The sequence below is a fragment of the Solitalea longa genome (assembly GCF_002920915.1).
GTDB lineage: Bacteria > Bacteroidota > Bacteroidia > Sphingobacteriales > Sphingobacteriaceae > Solitalea > Solitalea longa.
In genome coordinates this window covers 139378-161198 of the sequence record NZ_PQVF01000011.1, presented here as the reverse complement: position 1 = coordinate 161198, position 21821 = coordinate 139378, and the positions used below count along the sequence as shown (strand labels likewise).

The following is a 21821-nucleotide window of genomic DNA, read 5'->3' as shown; positions in this document are numbered from 1 at the left end:
TAACACTAAAAAAAGTAACTTCGAAAAACAGCCTGTATAGGTTAATTAGGATTAACAACATCCAGTGTATAGTTAATCCAGGATTTATTCACTAATCTGTATAGTTATTTCAGGACGGGTCAATATGGTATATGCGTCGAGTATACGTCTAGTATACGTCTAGTATGCGTCTAGTATGCGTCTAGTATACGTCGAGTATGATCCGACTTAAGAGTAGATATCTCGTACTTCTCACCCTTCTCATTCGCTGTTGAGTGGAAACTTTATTTGTAAAACCCAAACTAATTTGCCACAACTTTGATAGCGCAAAACCATTCAATATTCCCGTAAGGAACCTTGGCCAATTCAGGCCGGTGTGGTAAGGTTTGAAGGCGAATTGGACGCAGTTCCGTCGGGAATATTCGGTCCAGCCGACCGTGGAGGCGAAAAATTGCCGAAGGCAGGTGAAATAAAAATCACTGTTGAAATTGATCGTTAGAAAAGGCGGTGACTTTGTAAAATAGGTCCTGATCCCGGTTCAACCAGGATGGAGGCGAAAAATTGCCGAAGGCAGCTGCAATAAAAAATCCTGTTGAAATTGATCGTTTGGACAGGCGGATAGCTAGTTCAATATGAAATTCATTGTTGAATGACTATAAGCGTATTAAACATCTGATGGTCGGCCTCATAGCCGGACGAACGCCTAGATACTTTCTCCTTGATGAGAAATCCATTTATGGATTCTTGAAGGCCATTAAAAAACAAATGATTCGCTGAAAAAAGTATCCAAAGAATCAAGACAAAACGAAGCTACCTCCCACAGTCAAACGCATGGCCCGCCGTTTTGTCTTCCCAGCGCACGAATACAATGATTTTACAAAGTACATTATGCACTTCAGATGCAAATTCATTCAGTGTTCACACAAGGAATCTTGGCATCAAAGCAACATCATTCAATATTTCCGTAAGGAACCTTGGCCAGTTTCGGCCTTGTGCGGTAAGGTTTGAAGGTAAACTGGACGCAGTTCCGTCGGAAATATTCGGTCCGCCGACCGCGGAGGCGAAAAATTGTCGAAGGGTTCCTGAAGGAGAGTTTGTATTGAAATTGATTAGATCAAAAGGCAAAGACTGGAACAATCCCCCTTTACCCAAAGTATTAAGAGATAGCGTCACTTCGTGGAATATATAAAACAAAAGACTTTTCTGTTCAGTAGTTGTAATTATTAACCCAACCCAAACAGAATTTATTCAATAATCTGTTAGCTTATTTCAGGACGAGTCGCTTAAGTAAATGATATAAAAACAGAAAAGCCTCATTCAGTGCTGAATGAGGCTTTTCTGTTTTCGTTTGTGGACCCGGAGGCTCTCAGGAAAATGCGCTCGAATGTGCAGTTTTGTTATCAAATACTTCATTTATGGCCATTAGAGGCACTTTAGTATAATGGATTAAAGCAAAAAATATTAGTAATACTGTAAAATGTTGTACCCATTGTTGTACCCATTTCGTATATTTAGAATATCATATTTATACTCTAAATACTATAATTATGGCATCTACAACTGTTGTTATTAGATCAAAAAAGTTAGACTCTAAAGGAGAAGCTCCACTTTACCTTCGTATCATAAAGGATCGTAAAGCCAAATTTATTTCAGTAGGAATAAAGATTGATCCTAAATTTTGGGACGAAAAAAAACTAAGGATTAAAAAGGGGCATCCCAACTCTCAAAGGTTTAATAATTATTTGACCAATAAGATTGCTGAAGCCGAAAACATCATTTTGGATTTACAAACGAAATCGAAAACTGTATCTCCAAAATCCATGAAGGAAATGGTTATCGGTAAGCCCGCAGTTTCTTTCGGACCCTTCGCAAATAAATACCTGGAACATCTTGAAAGGAAAAACCTCAGCACCTACCGTAAGTATAAATCACTTTTAAAAAAGATTGAAGCTTTTACCCCCACAGGCGACTTATACTTTGATGAGATAGATGTAGCTTGGTTAAAAAAATATGAAGCATTTTTGAAGACCCATTATCATAATAGCCATAACACAATCTACCATAATCTAAAATTTATTCGTCGAGTTTTTCAAGAGGCCATCAATGAAGATATGGTAACCATTGATAAGAATCCCTTTTACAAGTTCAAAATCACAAGGCAGCCAGGCACTCGTGAATTCCTTACCGAGGATGAAATAAAAAAGATAGAAGAATATAAGCTAACTCCATTTACTAAAGTCGATACACATCGTGATATGTTTATCTTCTCGGCTTATGCTGGAGGAATTAGAGTTTCCGATATGCTCCAATTAAAATGGGAAAACTTCGATGGTGAAAGGATTTTATTGCAAACTCAAAAAACTGGCAGCGTAGTATCTATTAAGCTCCCGGGCAAGGCTCTTGAGATTATTGCTAAATACAAGAAAGGCACCAAATCAGCAGCGGATTTCATTTTTCCAATTTTCAACAATGCCATGGATTATGAAGATAAGGACTTTCTATTTCGGGAAGTTTCAACCCATACAGCTTATATTAATAAAAATTTGAAGTGGTTAGCAGGTAAATTGAATTTTGAGAAGAAACTATCCTTTCATATTGCCCGTCATACTTTTGCAACCCGAGCACTTAAAAAAGGAATGCGCATCGAGTATGTTTCCAAATTGCTTGGTCACAGTGATATCAGAACCACACAGATTTATGCGAAAATTGTTAACGAGGATCTTGATAAGGCGATGGAAATATTTAATGAAAAAGCAGCCCCTACACCTACAAATTTGTAAGTTTTCAGCTTAATTCTATTGATAATATTAGAAGTAAGATGACAAATATGTCATTTATTTACTTTTGATTGCCTCGTTTTGTTAACAATTTGATAAAATTGTATTACAATCTACTTCTTTATTCTGCTATGTCAAACGATTTAAATTTACCTATCGTCTTTAACGAGCGATTGGTGGTTAATACTGCTATCTCCAAAGCCCACCCTTACGATTTAGTTACAGACGACTTCTTGGGTATCAAACAAATTGAAAATATCCAATATTGTTCCGTTCTAATTAAAAAATTCGAAAACTGGAAACTCGAAGAATGCCAGGAATTTGTAAAGCATCAAATTAAAGGATTAACTGATCCCATCTCATGGTTACATTCTCTTCGTATGTTATTGGCAGGTAGGGTAGACAAGGATAAGGATCGCTTTATAACCTTAGGCTGGTTAATGAAACATGCCTTGGTGGTAGATGAATTAAAAGATGCAGAGCTTAGGCTCTTTAAAAAATACCGGAAATTTGATTTTGATGAGGTCTCAAAAGAACTCTGCAAGCTTGATTCCTATCCTGAAAAATTAAAGTATTTAATAAAGTGTAAAACAGAGTATTTGCAATTCCGACATGAGGAGCCCAAACCTATTAAACCCGAATTTGATGCTCAAATTGATCTTGAAATTGAAAAGATTAATCAGGTTGCAGAACTCGATGAAAAGTACGGACAACCTAAATCCACATTAGTAATTAAAGCACGTTGGTTAGGGAATGTAAATGTTCTCGGCGACTTGTTCTTTCAATTAACAAGTCTACGGCAAACCAATGGCAAATCTTACCTAGATTTAACTGTTCAACAAACAGCTGAACTAATATCTCAAACTTTTTTAGACAAAGATGGAAGAGAGATTTCAGTAGAAACGATGAAAACCATTTTAAATCCTTCCCGGATCGACAAACGCCCCAAAGAAAATAAGCAAATAGATATAGAGTCCTTAATAAGGTCCTAAATCAGCAATTTAAATTTCTTTCCCGTACTTCCAAAAAGCGCATGTTTCAATAAAAACAGTCCTAAAAGACCATTTTTAGGACTGTTGGACTTTTCCCTTTTCCCCTCATTTGCTTCCAATAAAACAAAAAACATGGAAGCAATCATTTTAACAAAAGATCAGTACGAAACTATCCTTAATCGTCTGGATGAAATCAATCAAAAAGTTGGTGCACCACAAAAGGATGCTGGAGAGACTTTTATCGATAACTCTGAGTTTCTGCAGTTATTAAAAATCAGCAAGCGTACAGCCCAAACTTGGCGCGATGAAGGCAAAATCTCCTTTTCTCAAATTGGTAATAAAATTTACTACAAGCTAGTTGACGTTCAGGAATTATTACGCAAGCACTACAACAAATCATTTAAACCTGGTAAATTTTAATTCGTCTACTTTATGAATCCTCAAAATTTAAACTGGCACCAACTATTAAGCAGTATTCAAGACGTAATGGAAACCGATGGAGAAAAGCTCAAATCCTACGTGGAGTTTTATAAGAAAAAGAGGGGAGAAGCAAATGCGGATGAAAACGAACTATATCGCTTATATCAACGGGTTTTATATGATAAGACCCGCTTTGACCTCATTACAGAATTGCTATACAGAATGGAAAATCTCAACTTCCAAATAATACTATTGGGCATTGACGACTGCATCGAGAAGTACAAGAAAATATCCGGCAAACACCCCTTAGATTATGTAATCACTGTCCGTAAAGAGTTTTCTACCTTTAAAATTTACTTCATGGAGATATAAGCTGATATCAGTGTAATCCTTTTTCTATCAGTGTAATCTCATATAAAATCTGTGTAATCATCTCTATACTATGATTCATTTACCCCCTCCTAAAAATATCAATGAAATACAGCCGGCTCCAGATGATCGCCTGGATCGGCTCTTAGAATCCCGCAAGAAAATACAACGTAATAAATCAATGCCGATCACCTTCAGTTCGCCCATTCTTTGGCAAAACGAAAATTCTGTATTCTTTCCACGTACCATAAATGTAATCCAGGGAAAAGCCGGAGTGCATAAAAGTCGTTTGGCCGAAGCCATCTGTAGCGTATTGTTAAAAAAGCCGATGTATAAACGTGAACTCTTGAATTTCACAACCGACCTGCAAAAGTCTTATGCCATATGTTATGTCGATACGGAGCGCAATCTATCCGAGCAATTGCCGTATTCTTTACAGCAAATTCAAATTAAGGCAGGTTATCAAATTGAAGATCATCCCCAAAATTTCGACTACATCTCATTGTTAGAATTTGAACGGGAAGAACGATTCGAAATGCTCAATATTTACCTGGAATATGTTCGTGTAAAATATAAAAACCATTTGTTTATTGTACTCGATGTAGTTACCGACTGTATTTTTAATTTCAACGATACTAAAGACAGTATGCGATTAATTGACATGATGAACCAAAGCATCAATCGTTATGATGTAACTTTTCTTTGCTTGATCCATGAAAATCCGGGTGCTGGCGATAAAGCACGAGGCCATTTAGGTACCGAGATTATGAACAAGGCATCCACTGTCATTCAGGTAGGTTTTGAGAAGGATGCCAATGGACGATTTTCAGACCTTATTAAAGTTACTTATCTAAAATGCCGTAGTTCCAGAAAACATGATCCCTTTTATTCTCAATATTCTGATGAAGAGAAAGGGTTAGTTTTAGCAACTCCCGAAAAAGTAGCAGATGTGTTGGGTGAATTGCAGAAGAAAAATGATTTGGAGGAAATGTGCGACTTCCTGGGACACACCTTAACAGAACCAATGAGCAAGAAGCAATTGTTTGATTTATTGACGGAAGAATTCGATTGTAAACCACGAACCCTTGAAAACCGCATCAAGCAAATCATGCAAATTCCCATAACCATTATTGGTACAAACGGAAGCTTTTACCGTCTTTGCAAAGACCACGGAAAAGGCGGTATTGTTTATTTCTTAAATAATTAAAATCAAACTCAAAATTCCAAATATTGATTCAGTCTTTTTCCTTCCTTTTATTCTATTTCTGCTTTTATTGCCAATAATAAAAATTAAACTTATTATTTTACAAATAGTTAAATTAGTTTTATTTTATTTTATTAGCTCGCAACCAATAGTACCTACCTAAAGGAAAACACCGAAAGTGTAATTTGAAAAAACCTATTTTAAATACAAAAAATATGAAATTCACATTATTAACAATGATATTATCTGTATTACTTTCTACAGCTGGTTCCTCACAAAACAAATTCGAATTGATAGTTGAAAGAAAACTATCATCGAGCAATTGTACTATGGGCTACTTAATTGCGGATGGAGAAGTAATTTGTTATTCACTAGAGTTGCCATGGAAAGACAATTTAAATAATATTAGTTGTATACCTGTAGGAACTTACAATGGAATATTGAGATATGACAAAACTGATAAGTGGAGAATTCAGTTAGAAAATGTACCTAATAGAACTGGTGTACAAGTTCATATGGGTAATTATACTAAACAAACTGAGGGATGTATTTTAGTTGGCGCAGATGCCAAAGTTGATAATTGTAGTGTTCTTAATAGCTCAACAGCCTATTCAAAGTTAAAAGATGCATTTTATGGGACTGATAATCCGAACAGTACACCCAACAAAAAAATAACGATAACATTTAAATAGTCTACAATATGAAAAAAAATTATTTCATCTTCTTAGCTATTATATTCTTTCCCAGTATTTACTCTGCATATTCTCAGGTAACTCCAAATTCTAACCGATTTGACGTTGAAAACTACATTGCCATTGACAATAATGGGAAGTATTATCCCTATACAGCTCATGGCTTCTATGAAAATGCAGTAAATGGTGCCACTGCCAGAATATATTTATTGCCTATTCTCAAACTGGATTTGACTAAAATAAAGTTCATTGACCAACAGGGGCGTGAAACTTATCAAAGTGATGAAAATATTAGGGCTATGATTATTCCAGTTACCCAAGATTTAGCATTACCTAACGAAAGTCAAAAAGCTGCAATTGATGCCGCCATAAACGGTCATAGTACAATTAAGTCTTTTTATTCTCCAATAGTAAAGAATTCTGCTGGAATACCATTAGTTAATCCTTTTGTGAATTCGGATCCCATTTTATATAATCAAATTATGACAATGGCGAATAATTACGAAGTCAACGCAATTACTCCACAACAGCAGCTTATCAACGACTATAATACTCGCTACAAAGCTCAAATAATCTCATTGACAGAATTAGAGATAATAGTTGAAGCGGGAAGTGAAGTTGTTTATACCAAACGCATTCCTGCCACATGGATTACTACAGGCAAGTCCCTTAGTAAAATTACTATTGATAATCCGTCTGATTATGTCAAGAATCTTATCGCAGGCGGTAATGGTCAAATATTATTTAGTTATAAATTCAAAGATTCTAAAAGTAGTACCATTAGTGCACATATAGATGCAACTGCAATTGTAAATCAATTTTTAAGTGAAGCTTATCAAAGTAGTGTCAGTCAAACCTCAAGCGGTTGGTCTTTTTTGGGTTTGGGCAGTAGCCAGAAATCAATCAGATCATCTTTTGACCAACAAATAAATCAACAATACAATTCTAGCAGTATATCCAATACAACAATTGAAATGTATGATGCCGATGATCAAATGGTTAAAGAATTTGAAAATAAATTCTTTCCTACTCTATCTCAGCAGGAAGCAATACAAAACCATATTAATGCGGCTGAAAAGGCAATAACTGAAGGAAATACAGCTTTGCAAAATTTGCATTTGAAGTATGTAGAGTCATTGCAAAATAACAATCCCAATTTAACACCTAATTTTGAAGCCGCTGTTGCTGCTTTAGGCAAAAATGATTACATAGGTTTTATTGCAAATGGGGTAAGATGGGGAAGTAATTCTGCAATTTCCAATAATTCATTTCGAAGGGTATTGAATAGTAGTGAAATGCAAAGTATGGCAGCAAATTGGAATCAATTTAAGGTAATATCTATTCAGCATATTGTTACCCAACCGGTTACAGTTTCAGAGGAAGTGAAATTTAAAGCTTCATTGGGCACAATAGACGCAATTTCTTTCCAAAATAATTTGTATATCTCCAATGGATTTAGCCTTTCTATGCAAAATATTAATGGAGTTTTTATTGGTCCTATTACAGTAGGTGGGGCACTTCATCAGAGTAACATTACTCCAGGTACACTTATGACAAGAATAGGTTCATATTCAGTTTATAGTGGTCAAACCTTAATAGATGCATTAAATCATTTTAAAGCAGGAGATAAAATTTACCTAACATTGATAACGCCAACAATAAATCCGAATGTTTTTCAAGAGCAAAGGGTACAAGTTACCCTAGGAGCGTATCCTAGCATTAATTAAAAATTAACTTCTCCTAAGAAGTATCGCAACCCCGTAACTGTTGCACAATATAGAAGTACTAAAAGGAAAGGTGATTTGGAAGGAATGTAATACTTCTTGAAAAGAAGCTGTAAAATCACATCAAATCATTCAAATCCCCATTGCCATAATCGGTGCAAACGGGTGCTTTTACCGACTTTGCAAAGACCACGGAAAAGGCGGCATTACCTATTTTTTAAATAGTTAAAAATCAATCAATTAGGACTTTGCAACTTTGCAAAACCATATATAGGCTTTGCAAAGTTGCAAAGGTTAATTATCAAGTAAATAGAATTGAATTAGAAAGAAATCAGAGGTAAATGGACGAAACATTGAAAAACTTAAATCGTGCCCGTTACTTTAAAAAATTGATGTTATTATTTACAATACTTGTTTGCACATACCTTTGACTAGTCGGTTAGAGCTCCTAAATAATAAAAGTGGCGAAAGCCACTTTTATTATTTAGGAGCTCTAAAATGCACTTTCTCTTTAAATGAATTTAATGCTTTCGAGTTTTTGGGAATACTGATTTTAATATCATTAGTGCCCATGATCATATGAACTTTATTTTGCAATTCAAGGGCATCTCTATACTTCGTTTCCTCCGCATCCCTCATTTTATCAGAAAGCTGGATCCAAGCTATGGAGTCATTATTTTTATTGATTGCTTTCATATTTCTATTAATAGGAAAATTGTCTGTAAAATTACTAAATTATCTTGGACGGTAAAATCTTATCCCCTGAAATCCATTGAAAACCTGTTTCCTTTTGTATTACTGCTAACCTAATTAGACCGCCTACTGTTGGTATTTTTTCTGTATAAACCTGGATATCCATTATTATTTTAATCAATAATGCAGCCAGGTTTACTGCTTCTTGGAGACTTAGCTCCCTAAATTTTAATGAAAAAAAATCCTTGGTTACAATATCCCTTATGAACTCAAAATCATTAATTGCTTCAATTATTTCCTTTCTTTTTTCAGCTTTAGGTTTGAATGTTTTTAATATATAATCAATAAAGTGATTTTTTATTTCAAGTGTGTTAGTATAAAGTGATCCAAAGATTAATCTATCAACAAAGCCATCCTGTCCATCGGTTAATATTTTCAAATGTGTTCTATCACTGTATGTTACAATATCAGTATCGTTTGGATCATGGTTATCCTTTGTTTGTGATTTAATTCTGATTAAGAAAATCTGTGGTAAATCTGCAGCTCTGTTAAAATGAGAAAATATAAAATCTGTTTCTCCACAATCGTATTTCGTTAGATGCTCCAGAACGTCCTTTTTTATATAGTTACAAAACTCCTTCAAAATGTCTTCAATATCCCTGGAATAATATACAGATTTATCAATTTGCATTTCTGCAGCAATTTTCTTAACAATATCCTTTATCTCAACTCCATTAATATAGGCAGAACCTGCAGTAGCAATTGCAGAGTAGTCATCAAACTGAAATAACTTATCTGCATAATTTCGTGTATGCGAAGCTCTTCTTTGAAATAAGTTTATTAAATCAGTTATTGGTATGGTGGTTTTTGATTTAGTTTTTGATAAATAATCAATAAAATCATCTTTGTCAATAGAATGCTCAATTGTAGTTACAAATGAGTCTGCAACCATAGCAACTCCATCTTTAGCAATTACAGAAGCGATAAAGGTCATATATTTTTCAAGTGGTTTTAATTATATAGAAATTGGGGTTTTTTATTCTAATTTTTTCCTGAGAGCTACAGCACTTTCAAAGATAGTCTCGGAAAGCAATCCTTGTATTTCTTGAGATTTAATTATTCTTTCCTTCAATTGATCGCACAAAGCAAAAAGTTGATCAACTTTAGACATAATTCTTTGCTGCTCTTTAAGGGGAGGTATTGGCAAAACCAAATTTGTGACATCAGCTATTTTCAAATTCGGCTGAAGACCTGAATTTCCGAAACGTTCGATAAATAAGTTTAGTACAAAAGAACTTTGTAAATAAAGAAAGACATAATTATTCCCTTCCAAAAGCCTAATTGAGGCGACACGCTGATTAAGTAAAGACTTATTATAGCTAGGGGGACATTTACTTATTTTTAATCCTGCAGCTATGTATGGACGGGTCAAAGCAAGAATCAGGTCATTTTCATTTACCACATACTGCTCAAAATCACTTAAAAAATTTGTTGGTAAATAATCATCTGTTTCAACTAACTTGCCAACTCCAGCATTTGTAATTTTGATGACTTTAGTCCCGCCTTGTTGGTTGAAATCATTACTATTAAAAGAGGCTCCTGAAAACACTATTCCGAACTCCCCTAATCTCACCCATTCCCAATTTATTGGTAGTTCAAACAACTTCTCGTCGTCCCTTATTTTGGGCAGAGGTGATTGCTTTTTTAGTTTTCCCTCTTTTATTAATTTTCCTTTTTCCTTTTCGATCATCCTTACCAATTCACTCGCCGGCTCATCATTAGGATCTTGCTTCACTAATCTGCCCATAATAGCCAACTGTAAAACAGTTTGCTTTAGTTGATCAATACTATCTTCAGTACAGAAAAGTGTATCAAAATAAATAGAGAGCCGTTGCCACGCTGCTTGTAGTTCATCAGCATCTTTTGCTTGCGTTAGAGTTTCAAGCAAAGTCTTTACTAGTATTTGATGAGTTTTAAGGTTGTTGGTGTGTTCCACTTCCAACTGATCGCACAAAACCATTAGTTCATTGACTTTGGCTACAATTCGCTTTTGCTCAGCTAATGGAGGAAGCGGAATTGGACAAGAAAGTAGATGTATTTTCTTTAGATTAGTCTGTTTCTTACCATCATCATACTGCAAATAATACCTATTTCTGTCCAATACAAGGGCTAAAAAATCAGAGCTTAATTCATCACAAGTAAGAATACCTCCGATACGCTGATTAAGTGTATATTTATTATCCTCCTCAACTATACAGCATCTAACTAGAGCTATACCTTCTGGCACATCACTCATTACAATAGCAATATCTCCCTTAAATAAAGGGGTCAATCTTTCTGTCGTATATTTTTTAACACTACCATTAGTTGAAACAAATCGAGAATTAATTAATATATAATTTGGTTCCTCTGTAATAAATTGCTCATGTGCTTTACCATTAATAAACATAGCAATGTCTTGCAATTCACACCAAGTCCAATTATCTGGAATTGTATATCGAAAGCTTAATGGGTTTAAAGTTGAATTATCCCGAGACAACTTAATTGAAAAGGCTATCCCGTACTTTGAAGTTAAAACAGTATCTATTCTTTTTAAAAGTTCTGAACCTGATTCTTCATCTAAATCTTGAGGAATAAGTCTCCCTTGTAAAGCCAATTCTTTAATAAGTTCACGTAATCGAATAATCCCCTCCAGACTAATATTATCAATACTTTTAACTCTACCTCTGGATTTTACTCCTTGAGCATGGGACCAAACTTCAAAGCCTTTTAAAATACTATCTGTCATTTGTCAATTTTATTTTGATAAGGCTTCTGCCAAAATTTCCTTTAATTGATTTCGAAGTTTTGATATTTCAGTCTGTTCTTCTTTGTATTGATTAAGCAACTCGTCAGGGTCATGACTGTTTTGTTCGCCAATATGAGGGTTTTTAATATCGAGGTTATAATTCCTACTAATTATATCTTCAACTGAAACTTTCCATGCCTGTTCATTTTCTACCCTTGCCGAAAAACCATCTTCTTCTGAACCCCACCATTTAATTTCCGCCTCAAATTCTTCGAAACGCATGGGCTTTGTTTTGTTGTAATTCACCACACCTTCAGGGTATGGGTGCTCATAAAACCAAACCTGTTCTGTTTGTTTTCCTTTTGTAAAAAAAAGTATGTTTGTTCTTATACCTGTGTAAGGATTAAAAACACCATTAGGCAAGCGAACTATTGTGTGAAGATTACATTCAGTCAACAATTTTTCCTTCAACCGTGTTTGAATACCTTCACCAAATAAGAAACCATCTGGTAATACAACTGCAGCTTTACCTTCATTTTTTAGCAAATGAATAATAAGAGCCATGAAAAGATTGGCAGTTTCTCTTGTACGAATTGTAGCAGGAAAGTTATTTTCAATACCATCTTCTTCCATACCTCCGAAAGGTGGGTTAGTCACAATTACATTTACTCTATCGTTGTTAGTATAATCGCGGAGTGGTCGGGCAAGCGTATTGTCATGTTTAATATTGATAGGCACATCAATACCATGTAAAATCATATTGGTGGTACAGAGCATATGAGGTAATGCTTTCTTCTCTACCCCCAAAATTGATTTTTGTAATATAGCTTCATCTGTTGGTGACTTTACAAAATGCTGGCGTTTGTATTCTATTACATTGGTCAAAAAGCCACCGGTACCGCAAGCAGGATCGAGGACTGTATCTTCCAACTTTGGACTAATCCTATCTACAATAAATGTAGTTACGGCCCGAGGAGTATAAAATTCACCGGCATTCCCTGCACTTTGTAAATCTTTCAAAAGCTGTTCATAAATACTGCCAAACGTATGACGGTCCCTAGATGCATTAAAATCAATCTCACAAATTTTATTTATAACCTGGCGCAAGAGCGTTCCAGACTTCATGTAGTTGTAAGCATCTTCAAAAACATTTTTTATAACCAGGGCTCGTTTTCCGTCCTCCCCCTCAATTTTCAGCTTGTTTTTAAAAGTTGGGAAAAGCTGAACATTTACAAAATCCAATAATTCGTCGCCGGTAATCCCCTCTGAATCTGTAGCCCAATTGCGCCATCTCAAATCCTCCGGTATAGGAGATGTGTAATCGTCTTCTGTTAGCTCTAATTCTAACTCCCTGTCATCTACTATTTTCAAGAAAAAAAGCCAGACCAACTGGCTAATACGCTGAGCATCTCCATCTACGCCCACATCCTTGCGCATTATATCCTGAATCGATTTTATAATACCTGAAACATTACTCATGCTGTCTCTTCCTTTTTAAATAGTTCATTTTCTAATTCTTGAATAGCTTTCTCATAATTCAATTTACCTCCGAAAATGTTTTTAATAATTTCCAGAGGCGTTCCTATATCACTGAAAGGCTTTAATTTAAGAACTTTAGCATCCTCAATACTTTGTACTCCTTTATCAGCATACATTTCCAATAAGCCATTTAATACAGCTCTTGCCTGCTCTCCATATTTTGTAAAGTAATCTCGCTTTTTCACATTATTGGCTCGCTCTTTTCTTGTTAAAGGCGGTTGGTCAAATGCCACATGACAAATAAGGTCAAAATCGCCATAATCTTTTCCTACCAATTCAGCCAGATTTTCAAGTAATACACCGTGGTCTTCAAGTAAATCAATGATTACTTGTTTTTTATCAGCATCATTCCATTTTTTTAAAAAATCATCAAGTGAAGCAAATTCTTGTTTAACCTGTTTTTCCGTAAAGTCCTTATACGATTCAGTAATTAATTTACCATCATCGCCAAGATATTCAATACGTTCGTTTTTAATTTTTACAGGCACCCCGCTTATAACTATTTTCTTTGTGCCAGAATCTTCCGGGCCTTCATCTGTTTCATCATCGTCTTCTTCATCAGTCGGAGGATCTGGTGGTTCCGGATCATCTCCAGGATCTGGGTTGTAAATCACCACTGGCTCACCATCAAAATCTGGATCCTTAAAATGCTCTGTTGCTTTTTTAAAATCCATTATAGTGAAATAGTACTTATTGAAGTCCTCATCTATCCGGGTTCCTCTTCCAATAATTTGTTTAAAGGTGGTCATCGAATTGATAGTCTTATCCAAAACAATCAATCTGCATGTTTTGGCATCAACACCAGTTGTCATTAACTCACTTGTGGTGGCAATTACAGGAAATTTACTTTCCGGGTCAATAAAATTATCAAGCTCGGCTTTCCCTTCAACACTGTCACCTGTAATTCGCATTACATACCTGGGATTATCAATTGCCAATCTACCCGCAACATTTACAATTGCTTTTCGCATGCGTTCTGCATGATCAATATCCTCACAAAAAATAATGGTTTTAGAAAACGGATCGGTTGCGTTTAAAAGTTGCATCACACGCTGAGCAACTAATTTTGTACGTTGGTTAAGCACCAGTATGCGGTCCATATCCGCCTGATTGTAAATGCGCTTTTCAATTTCTTGCCCTAAATCATCTGTCATTCCATCTGGAGGTATCCATCCATCAACATCCTTATCAATATTGATTTTTACCACTTTATAAGGTGCTAAAAATCCATCCTGAATACCCTGTTTTAAACTATAGGTATAAACTGGCTCGCCAAAATAGGTTAAATTGGAAACATATTCTGTTTCCTTGGGTGTAGCAGTTAAACCAATTTGGATAGAGTTTTTGAAGTAATCCAATATTTCTCTCCATGCTGAATCATCTGCGGCACTTCCCCTGTGACACTCGTCAATAATAATTAAATCAAAAAAATCAGGGGTAACACTTTTGAAGATTTTGTCTTCTTCATATGGACCTGTTAATGCTTGATATAACCCTAAATGTATCTCATAAGACGGATCAATTTTGCGATTTTTGATTTTGGTCATAATCGAACCAAATGGCTTAAAGTCGTTCACCAATGTTTGGTCAGCAAGTATATTTCTATCCACAAGGAATAGTATTCTTTTTGCAGCCTTCGCTTTCCATAGGCGCCAAATTATTTGAAAAGTGGTATAAGTCTTACCTGTACCTGTTGCCATTACTAATAGAATTCTTTTTTGACCTTTAGCAACGGCTTCAATAGTTCGGTTTATTGCTTCTACTTGATAATATCTGGGTTCCTTACCTGACCCATCAGTATAATAAGGTTGGAGAATAAGATCAGTTTCCTCGTCTTTGATATCACGGAACTTTTTATAACGTCTCCAGAGTTCGTCAGGAGTTGGGAAATTTTCTAAAGGAAATTCGGTTTCAATATCCTCACTATCTTGCGGCGTTTTATTATGCGAAGCAAATGCATCGCCATTTGAGCTAAAAGCACTAGGTAAACCTAAAATTTCAGCATATCCTAAAGCTTGTTGCATTCCATGGCTAACAGTGTGAGTGTTATCTTTGGCCTCTACAACGGCAATCATTGTCCCAGGTACCCAAGAAAGTATATAATCGGCAAATTTTTTCTTTTTTTTATTCCGGGCAGACAATTCACCTCTCACTATTACTGGCCCCGGTGTTAAAGTAACTTCTCTTCTGATTTGTTTAAACTGATCCCAGCCCGCAGCTTTAATTGCTGGAGTAATGTAGAGATCACAAATATCACATTCGCTAAGTTCTTTTTTACTCATAAGTAGATTTTAATTGAATGTATAATTCAACATTAAGAGGTTTTTGCTATTTATAATTGGTTACTCAAATAAAGTAAATGCCCATAAATTAATTTATTACAAATTGTTATAATAAAGTGTTTGAAAGGTTACCCATAACTGGCTTTTTATCGGATTGATAACATATGGAATAGGATTAATATGTTGATAAAGGGTGTTCGAGTGTTTTTCTTTTGAATAATTACTTAAAAGATCTAATACTTCATTCATTTATATAGGATGTGTAAATTGATTATGATTAAGGTTACAAAAATATCTTTTAAATGACGATTAACACAAATTCTTAATTTGCATACCAAATTTATCAATTTGTTTTCTAAATCGTTTGAACAACCACAGTTTCTTTTTGATGTTATTTTTTCGCACGTCCTAATTGATCAGTTGCAATTTATTCTACTTTCAATTTTGAAAACTTCCTCCACTCCCAATGCGCTACAGCATCAGCTTGGCTCCAAAGTCCAGTTTTTTTATTCCTAGCTATTTTCTCCAATTCATCCCAGGCAGGATTTTGATCATATTTCATATAATGCCAAGCATAACCGGCAGCTAAAATTTTTTCATTTAATATTTCAGAATTGTTCAAATAAACATTTCCGATACTCCTAACTTACCGGTCCTTATTAGTAATTTTTGCCACCGTATTTTATTTGTTGTTTATCTTTATAAATTCAATGCTACTTTCGACCTTGTGCGACAATCGAAATGACCCCTTGTTTTTTGAACCATCAAATGGATTAACAATATGCTAACAGAACAAGACATGTTACGGATTAGCGAGGAAGAGAAATTTAGGCTACAAATTAGAAATGAATTAGAGCAAAAAAATAAAAATAAGGCTATAAGTTTTCTTAATACTCCTCTTGGAATTTTCTTTTTATCCTCTGTGCTACTTTCAGGTATGACTTGGGCTTATACTACTTATACTAATTACCTTACGAACAAAAAGGAATCTAATAGAATGTATTATGAAGTCAGTAATAGATGTTTTCAAGTAAGGAAAATGGACAGTATTTGCAACTCGGATGATTTATCCAAAATTCGATCCGCACTTTTTGGTTATTCTAACGTGGAGAATTATGCTTTGTACCGTGAATATAGTTCTTGGACGCTGAAAGCTCTGGCTCTTGAACTTTGGGAAGACGAATCAAATCAGACAAAAAGTGCCGCGTCTGAACATACTGATATTCTTATACACTATTATCAAATTTTAAAAAACAACCCGATTGCCGATGGTGTATATCAACTACCCGATAAGGAGCAAAAAGAATTCAAATCCTTTAGTGAGGATATTCATGGAATGTCTCTTGGTGACTCGAAAGTAATATGGCCTAAATGATAGTGTAAAGTCTTAACGCAAGCAAGACTTTAAACTACAAATAAACTGAGGAGCTTGTTACTTCATATGTAATTTCTCCATCTTCCTCCATTCCCGAGGTGCAATAGCATTAGCCTGACTCCAAAGTCCAACCTGTTTCTTCCTTGCGGTATTCTCCAATTCGGCCCAGGCAGGGGTTGAAGCCTATCAAGCGACTTTCGATATTGATACATCCTTTCATAAATTCAGACCATTCGGGTACTGAAATTTTAGGATCTATTTTTTCAGGAAGCAGAGACAACAATTTGGGATGATGCCAGCATAAATTCTGCCCGATACTATCGCAATGTTCGCTGATACCCATACGCAGTTTTATTACTTCTTTAACAAGTTCATCCTTATTCATCTGTTGTAAGTTCTCGTCCATAATAAATCTTAAAATTTGCTTCCTAATTTATAGCCCTTAGCTGCACCTATACCAAAAATTATATGCGCCAGTATTAGCTGCATATAATATTCTGCCTTATAAGTGGTACTTGTTGAATGGTGCATTTGAAACAATTGTGACCAACCCAAAATGCCTAATAAACCGCTCAATGCTCCTAATGTGGCACCACTTGCTATTGAAGGTTTAATAGATGTATGTTCCCAAATAAGAGAATAGGCACTCGTAAATGCCAGGCCCACTCCATAATGAGCCGTCCATCCTAGGGCTTTTGCCTCCTTCTCTGAAACAGAAGAGTTGTTTTCATCAACAATTTCACTCAAAACTTCTGGCTCTGTGTAATTCTTTTTTTGACTCTTAGTCAGTAAGTAACTGAACAATGTCATAAGAGAGGTTCCCACAACCGCAGCTGCAATGTTTTTTTTCGTTTCCATATAAGGCATGATAAAAAAAACGTGCCAGTCATTATAATAAGCTCAATTTTATCTTACTCCCTTCTATAAACCTCATTCTAGTCATCTCCTCCACGGTTCAAAAAAGAAGCGTAATGGATTGCTCCATTACGCTTCTGCGATGAAAAATTCCCCTGAAACTACTTTTTACTTTCTTTTTTGGGGACTTCTTTTTTACCATTTGATTTTTGATCAGATTTTGATTTTGAATCATCTTTACCATGCGAAACTGATTTATTATCAGTTTGTGCTTTTTTCGGATCTTTATTCATAATTCTAAAATTTTAATCAATTGACTAACAATTGTTTAAGCTGGAAATTTTATGCCGTTTTTTAGGGAAGGCATTGTTCCTCAGGCTGATTTATTAGAGTTATTAATTCCACAACACGGCAAGGTTCGTTCAAATTCAAATCTTTTATTTTTAACAAGGGCAAAGAAAACCACAAAGAATCACAATTAAACAGCTTCACTGGTACCAGTTAAAAAGTTATTTTTATTGATAATACTCAAAATCAGGGAGGTATCTAATTCCACTTGTGAGTAAAACCTTGTCCTTTTATCAACATAATCTACCAGATGGAAGGTATTGTTAGGTAGAAGCATAGCAATTAAAATAGTAGTAAAGCCAAATGCCCCTTTTGTGAAAATAGTACTCTCTCCGGTAAGCTTTTCCTCCTTTAATAGAATCACAAAATCAATTTTAAGGGTCCACGCAGCCCATTAAGAGCCTTTTCTTAAACTTTGAGCTGTGGTTCCAAATTGGTGGGTTATAATATTTATAACATTAAAAATCCTTCAATATGTATTATTACAATCAAACCCTTATTAATCCTATTGAGATTGATCAGCCAGATCCCTCAGCAGCAAATGCATTACAAGAAGGCCTTGGCGGCCAGTTTGGGGAGATGAGAACCATGATGCAATATTTCTTTCAGAGTTTAAATTTTAGAGGAAAAGCGGTAGAATACCGAGACCTGATTCAGGGAATAGCCCTGGAAGAGATAAGTCATGTGGAGCTGATAGGTAGAACCATATCGCAATTACTCGATGGTGCACCTGGTTACCACGGTAAAAAATTCAGTGTACCAGGCGAAAATGGAGAACCTACAATGGATATGGCTAAAGAGCAAAAGAATCCGCATCATTTTATTGTAGGGGCCCAGGGTGCTTTGCCGGTTGATGCTGCCGGTAATCCTTGGTCAGGTAGTTATGTGCACAATAATGGTAACCTTATTTTGGACCTCCTGGATAATCTTGTTCTAGAATCCACGGGCCGTTTACAAAAATGCCGTATTTATCAAATGTCCAGCAACAAATCGTTGCGCTCAACTGTATCCTTTTTAATAGCACGTGATGAGGCTCATGAAATGGCCTTTGCCAAGGCCTTAGAAACACTAGGTGTGGAGTGGAATAAAATACTCCCAATTCCAAAATTTGATTCCTCCAAATATCCGGAAGTGAAAAAACTCATTGATGCAGGCATAAATCGTGAACAATACCATTTCTGTCTTGACTCTTCTCAAATGGAAGTAATTTTTAACGGTAGTGCTCCTGCAAACGATGGATCATCACTTACAACGCTTCCAGAACCGCAAGAAAATTTTGCTATAAAACCTTCGCCCGAAAGACCCGAAGAATTTGCGCCAGGTTTAGATCCCGAACTTCAAGAATTAGTGGATGCTTTGACAGATGCAAAAACAAAAATAAATGGGAAAACAGACAAAAGGAGATAGAGTGGGGCTTAGAGATTTAAGTCTGAAAGACAAGAATAGGAGTTAAAATCTATTGGGAGGTAGAGTATAGCTTATTCTGCGGAACGGCAATATCAATTCTTCCAATGGATTTAACCCTTTAGTTTTATAATTGAATTATTTTTAAATATCTAAAATCATGATAAAGAATCTAATAAAATTGGTTGTAGTGACTTTACTATGGCGATATAAAAATGAGCTAATCTCTTATTTTTTTTCAGATAAGAGGGAAACTAAACGGTTAAAAACTGAAGGCGACAACAAAAAAATAGGACCCGAAATCCCAAACTATAAGCCAGCTTTTAAACAATATATGAGACGTTATACTGACTCAAACCCAGCATAATGATGGATAATGATCCGTTTCCACCCGTTCGGGTTCATCAAAACATAGAAACTATTTTGAAACTGGAAAAAGATTCCGTTCAAAGTCGATCTATTGCAGAGCATATTGTCGAAAAGGTACAACCTTTGCCGGGCGCACACCCTCAATAAAAAACCTTTCTACATAAACTTCAATGAAATGACACTCCTTTACATTAAGGTATCATTTAAAACCTTTAATAATTCCGCTATAATCAAATTATAAAGCATTTCTTTACCTCTAAAGGATTGGCCATCTGGAACAAAATCACTCGGTACCAAGGGGCTTTCCACATTTGTATTATTAACCCAATAAACCCAAAACTTGCGATCTTCAAAGGTGATCTCAAATTCAGTTACATCTAAATCATGTTCATCAATTGGTGTTACTTGGGCAGGATAATTTAAACCTTCATAAGTCAGGACTATATCGAAAGGTTTTAAATCTTTCATGTGGTTGCATTTAGGTAGACTCAAATTTAATAAAAATGCACCACCGAAATGTAAATAACAGCAAAAAAAGCAGTGTATTTCACTGCTCTTTAAACTTCAAAGATTCATTCCTACTTTTTTTGTCTTACTTTTTGGATGCGGCCTCAACATTAACTGCCCGGGTAGCCACCTCCGTTAATTTTTGATCTGCGGCTTTTTCTTCCTGCAGTGTCGCCTCCAACAGATCTCCTGCTTTTGCTAATCCAAGGGTTTCAGCGAATTGCCTGAGCGTACCATACGTGGCGATCTCGTAATGCTCTACCTTTTGAGCCGCCGAAATGATCCCCGCATCACACATAGCACCACTTTCACATTCTTCCATTATTTCCTCCGCTTCTTTTATTAATCCTGCCATGGCTTCACATTTTACAGCTTCAGGCTTTTTTTTGATGATTTCAAAAACCTGTTCAACCCGACTTACTTGTTCTTTGGTTTCTTCCAAATGAAATTCCAATCCTTTTATAAGTTCTGCTGAAGTAGCATTCTTTATCATCTTAGGAATGGCTTTCGTTAAGGCCTTTTCAGCCCAATAAATATCTTTTAATTCATCCTCAAATAATTGCATGAGCTGCGAAGATTGCATACCTTTTTGTTTTTGCATGGTTTCTTCTTGAGAACCGTTTGATTTATTTTGCTTTTCCATGATCTTTTTAATTTAAATATTCAACATAGAAACTGAATTAGAACGCTCAAACCAATTAACCAATGTTGTAGTAATTCCCCAGGGTGATAATTGATCTATCTTTTCATTTTAAATAATCGTAATTTACAATATGAAATTCTTGTATTAATTCCCCAAAATCACTTATATCGCATTAATTACCTGTACATTTAAATCAAGGGCAGGTGATGATTAGGGCATTTTTTAGCCCAAACCCAGTGGGCAAGTTTTCATTTAGGGCAGAATCGTTGAGAGCTTATACGTTTTGGGTCAATTAACTACATTTTCAGGTTTGCTCTGAGGTCTCTCATGCATGGTGACATCTAAATCCCTCCTCTATTGGCCCCCTCTTCACCCGAACGATCCTGAAGCTCGTCTTCATTTTCTGGATCTTCCTCCAATTTATCCTTATCATCTTCTGGTGTTATCCTATTTTGATATTCACGAGTTGGATCATTCTCTTGTGAGGTATCTGAATTTTTTTCGGGATTTCTAATACCTGTTTGATTTTGACCCTCCCGACGAATTTCTTCCTCTTCACTCGAAGGATAAGGGTTATTCGTGCCAGATTGATTGGTACCCGGTTGATTCATTCGAGATTGATTGGTACCAGGTTGATTTGTGCCTGGTTGATTCGTGCCCTGTTGATTGGTGCCAGGTTGATTGGTAGTGGTCTGACCACCACCCAATCCTTGTTGTTCTAGTTGCATAAATTTTAAGATTTATTAATAGTATCGATAGTGAAATCATCATGCCAATGGAGATGGGGAGAGAATCCTTCTACGGGAAGTGGAATCCACAATGTTGCTGGGATCAATTTATTATGTGAGTGAAACTGGCCTT

The 21821-nt window shown here is 35.6% G+C and carries 25 protein-coding genes; 11 read left to right on the top strand and 14 right to left on the bottom strand.

What is annotated here, in order from left to right; translation table 11 throughout:
- The first annotated feature begins 355 nt into the window (after nt 1–355).
- From C3K47_RS19820 to C3K47_RS15680, 9 genes are all read left to right on the top strand, one after another.
- Nucleotides 356–478 carry a hypothetical protein gene (locus tag C3K47_RS19820; protein WP_262508186.1) on the top strand — a complete coding sequence of 41 codons (123 nt, stop codon included), beginning with the start codon at nt 356–358 and terminating at the stop codon, nt 476–478.
- 369 nt (nt 479–847) lie between these two features.
- Nucleotides 848–1168, top strand: coding sequence for a hypothetical protein (locus C3K47_RS15715; RefSeq protein WP_103790109.1), 321 nt, complete (start codon nt 848–850; stop codon nt 1166–1168).
- Between the two features lie 358 nt (nt 1169–1526).
- Nucleotides 1527–2759 (top strand): site-specific integrase, encoded by a 1233-nt coding sequence (locus C3K47_RS15710; RefSeq protein ID WP_103790108.1) that lies wholly within the window; start codon nt 1527–1529, stop codon nt 2757–2759.
- Nucleotides 2760–2887: 128 nt separating this feature from the next.
- Complete coding sequence (locus tag C3K47_RS15705; RefSeq protein WP_103790107.1) at nt 2888–3748, top strand: hypothetical protein; 861 nt, start codon at nt 2888–2890, stop codon at nt 3746–3748.
- A gap of 132 nt (nt 3749–3880) precedes the next feature.
- The gene (locus tag C3K47_RS15700) at nt 3881–4168 is read left to right on the top strand and encodes a helix-turn-helix domain-containing protein (protein WP_103790106.1); all 288 of its coding nucleotides are present in this window, start codon (nt 3881–3883) and stop codon (nt 4166–4168) included.
- Between the two features lie 12 nt (nt 4169–4180).
- Nucleotides 4181–4540 (top strand): hypothetical protein, encoded by a 360-nt coding sequence (locus C3K47_RS15695; RefSeq protein ID WP_103790105.1) that lies wholly within the window; start codon nt 4181–4183, stop codon nt 4538–4540.
- Between the two features lie 70 nt (nt 4541–4610).
- On the top strand, nt 4611–5744 hold the full coding sequence (locus C3K47_RS15690) for a hypothetical protein (protein WP_103790104.1): 1134 nt from the start codon (nt 4611–4613) through the stop codon (nt 5742–5744).
- 212 nt (nt 5745–5956) lie between these two features.
- The gene (locus tag C3K47_RS15685; RefSeq protein WP_103790103.1) at nt 5957–6433 is read left to right on the top strand and encodes a DUF5675 family protein; all 477 of its coding nucleotides are present in this window, start codon (nt 5957–5959) and stop codon (nt 6431–6433) included.
- A gap of 8 nt (nt 6434–6441) precedes the next feature.
- On the top strand, nt 6442–8160 hold the full coding sequence (locus C3K47_RS15680; RefSeq protein ID WP_103790102.1) for a hypothetical protein: 1719 nt from the start codon (nt 6442–6444) through the stop codon (nt 8158–8160).
- A gap of 477 nt (nt 8161–8637) precedes the next feature.
- Here C3K47_RS15680 and C3K47_RS15675 read toward each other — a convergent pair whose 3' ends face one another.
- The 7 genes from C3K47_RS15675 to C3K47_RS15650 form a co-directional block, all read right to left on the bottom strand.
- On the bottom strand, nt 8638–8853 hold the full coding sequence (locus C3K47_RS15675; protein WP_103790101.1) for a hypothetical protein: 216 nt from the start codon (nt 8851–8853) through the stop codon (nt 8638–8640).
- 34 nt (nt 8854–8887) lie between these two features.
- A complete protein-coding gene (locus C3K47_RS15670; RefSeq protein WP_103790100.1) occupies nt 8888–9844 on the bottom strand; it encodes a hypothetical protein in 957 nt (318 codons plus the stop codon).
- A 42-nt stretch (nt 9845–9886) separates the two neighbouring features.
- A complete protein-coding gene (locus C3K47_RS15665) occupies nt 9887–11638 on the bottom strand; it encodes a restriction endonuclease subunit S (protein ID WP_103790099.1) in 1752 nt (583 codons plus the stop codon).
- Nucleotides 11639–11647: 9 nt separating this feature from the next.
- A complete protein-coding gene (locus tag C3K47_RS15660) occupies nt 11648–13117 on the bottom strand; it encodes a type I restriction-modification system subunit M (RefSeq protein ID WP_103790098.1) in 1470 nt (489 codons plus the stop codon).
- Complete coding sequence (gene hsdR / locus C3K47_RS15655) at nt 13114–15459, bottom strand: EcoAI/FtnUII family type I restriction enzme subunit R (RefSeq protein WP_103790097.1); 2346 nt, start codon at nt 15457–15459, stop codon at nt 13114–13116. Before hsdR ends, C3K47_RS15660 begins: the two co-directional genes overlap by 4 nt.
- A gap of 96 nt (nt 15460–15555) precedes the next feature.
- A complete protein-coding gene (locus C3K47_RS19595; protein WP_165784715.1) occupies nt 15556–15708 on the bottom strand; it encodes a hypothetical protein in 153 nt (50 codons plus the stop codon).
- Between the two features lie 178 nt (nt 15709–15886).
- Entirely contained in the window at nt 15887–16096 is a 210-nt protein-coding gene (locus C3K47_RS15650; RefSeq protein WP_103790096.1) for a thermonuclease family protein, read from the bottom strand.
- Between the two features lie 144 nt (nt 16097–16240).
- Between C3K47_RS15650 and C3K47_RS15645 the strand changes: the two genes are divergently transcribed.
- On the top strand, nt 16241–16834 hold the full coding sequence (locus C3K47_RS15645) for a hypothetical protein (protein WP_103790095.1): 594 nt from the start codon (nt 16241–16243) through the stop codon (nt 16832–16834).
- A 109-nt stretch (nt 16835–16943) separates the two neighbouring features.
- On the opposite strand, the gene C3K47_RS15640 is transcribed toward C3K47_RS15645, so the two are convergent.
- The 4 genes from C3K47_RS15640 to C3K47_RS15630 form a co-directional block, all read right to left on the bottom strand.
- Complete coding sequence (locus tag C3K47_RS15640; protein ID WP_207765313.1) at nt 16944–17240, bottom strand: hypothetical protein; 297 nt, start codon at nt 17238–17240, stop codon at nt 16944–16946.
- A gap of 8 nt (nt 17241–17248) precedes the next feature.
- Nucleotides 17249–17692, bottom strand: a complete 444-nt coding sequence (locus C3K47_RS15635) for a hypothetical protein (RefSeq protein WP_133159399.1) — start codon at nt 17690–17692, stop codon at nt 17249–17251.
- A gap of 158 nt (nt 17693–17850) precedes the next feature.
- Nucleotides 17851–17982, bottom strand: coding sequence for a hypothetical protein (locus C3K47_RS19815; protein ID WP_262508185.1), 132 nt, complete (start codon nt 17980–17982; stop codon nt 17851–17853).
- A 185-nt stretch (nt 17983–18167) separates the two neighbouring features.
- Nucleotides 18168–18401, bottom strand: coding sequence for a hypothetical protein (locus C3K47_RS15630; protein ID WP_103790093.1), 234 nt, complete (start codon nt 18399–18401; stop codon nt 18168–18170).
- 110 nt (nt 18402–18511) lie between these two features.
- Between C3K47_RS15630 and C3K47_RS15625 the strand changes: the two genes are divergently transcribed.
- Complete coding sequence (locus C3K47_RS15625) at nt 18512–19444, top strand: manganese catalase family protein (protein ID WP_103790092.1); 933 nt, start codon at nt 18512–18514, stop codon at nt 19442–19444.
- A 552-nt stretch (nt 19445–19996) separates the two neighbouring features.
- Here C3K47_RS15625 and C3K47_RS15615 read toward each other — a convergent pair.
- From C3K47_RS15615 to C3K47_RS15605, 3 genes are all read right to left on the bottom strand, one after another.
- Nucleotides 19997–20278 (bottom strand): hypothetical protein, encoded by a 282-nt coding sequence (locus tag C3K47_RS15615; RefSeq protein WP_103790090.1) that lies wholly within the window; start codon nt 20276–20278, stop codon nt 19997–19999.
- A 124-nt stretch (nt 20279–20402) separates the two neighbouring features.
- Entirely contained in the window at nt 20403–20960 is a 558-nt protein-coding gene (locus C3K47_RS15610) for a YciE/YciF ferroxidase family protein (RefSeq protein WP_103790089.1), read from the bottom strand.
- A 341-nt stretch (nt 20961–21301) separates the two neighbouring features.
- Complete coding sequence (locus C3K47_RS15605) at nt 21302–21688, bottom strand: hypothetical protein (protein ID WP_103790088.1); 387 nt, start codon at nt 21686–21688, stop codon at nt 21302–21304.
- Nucleotides 21689–21821: the final 133 nt, after the last annotated feature.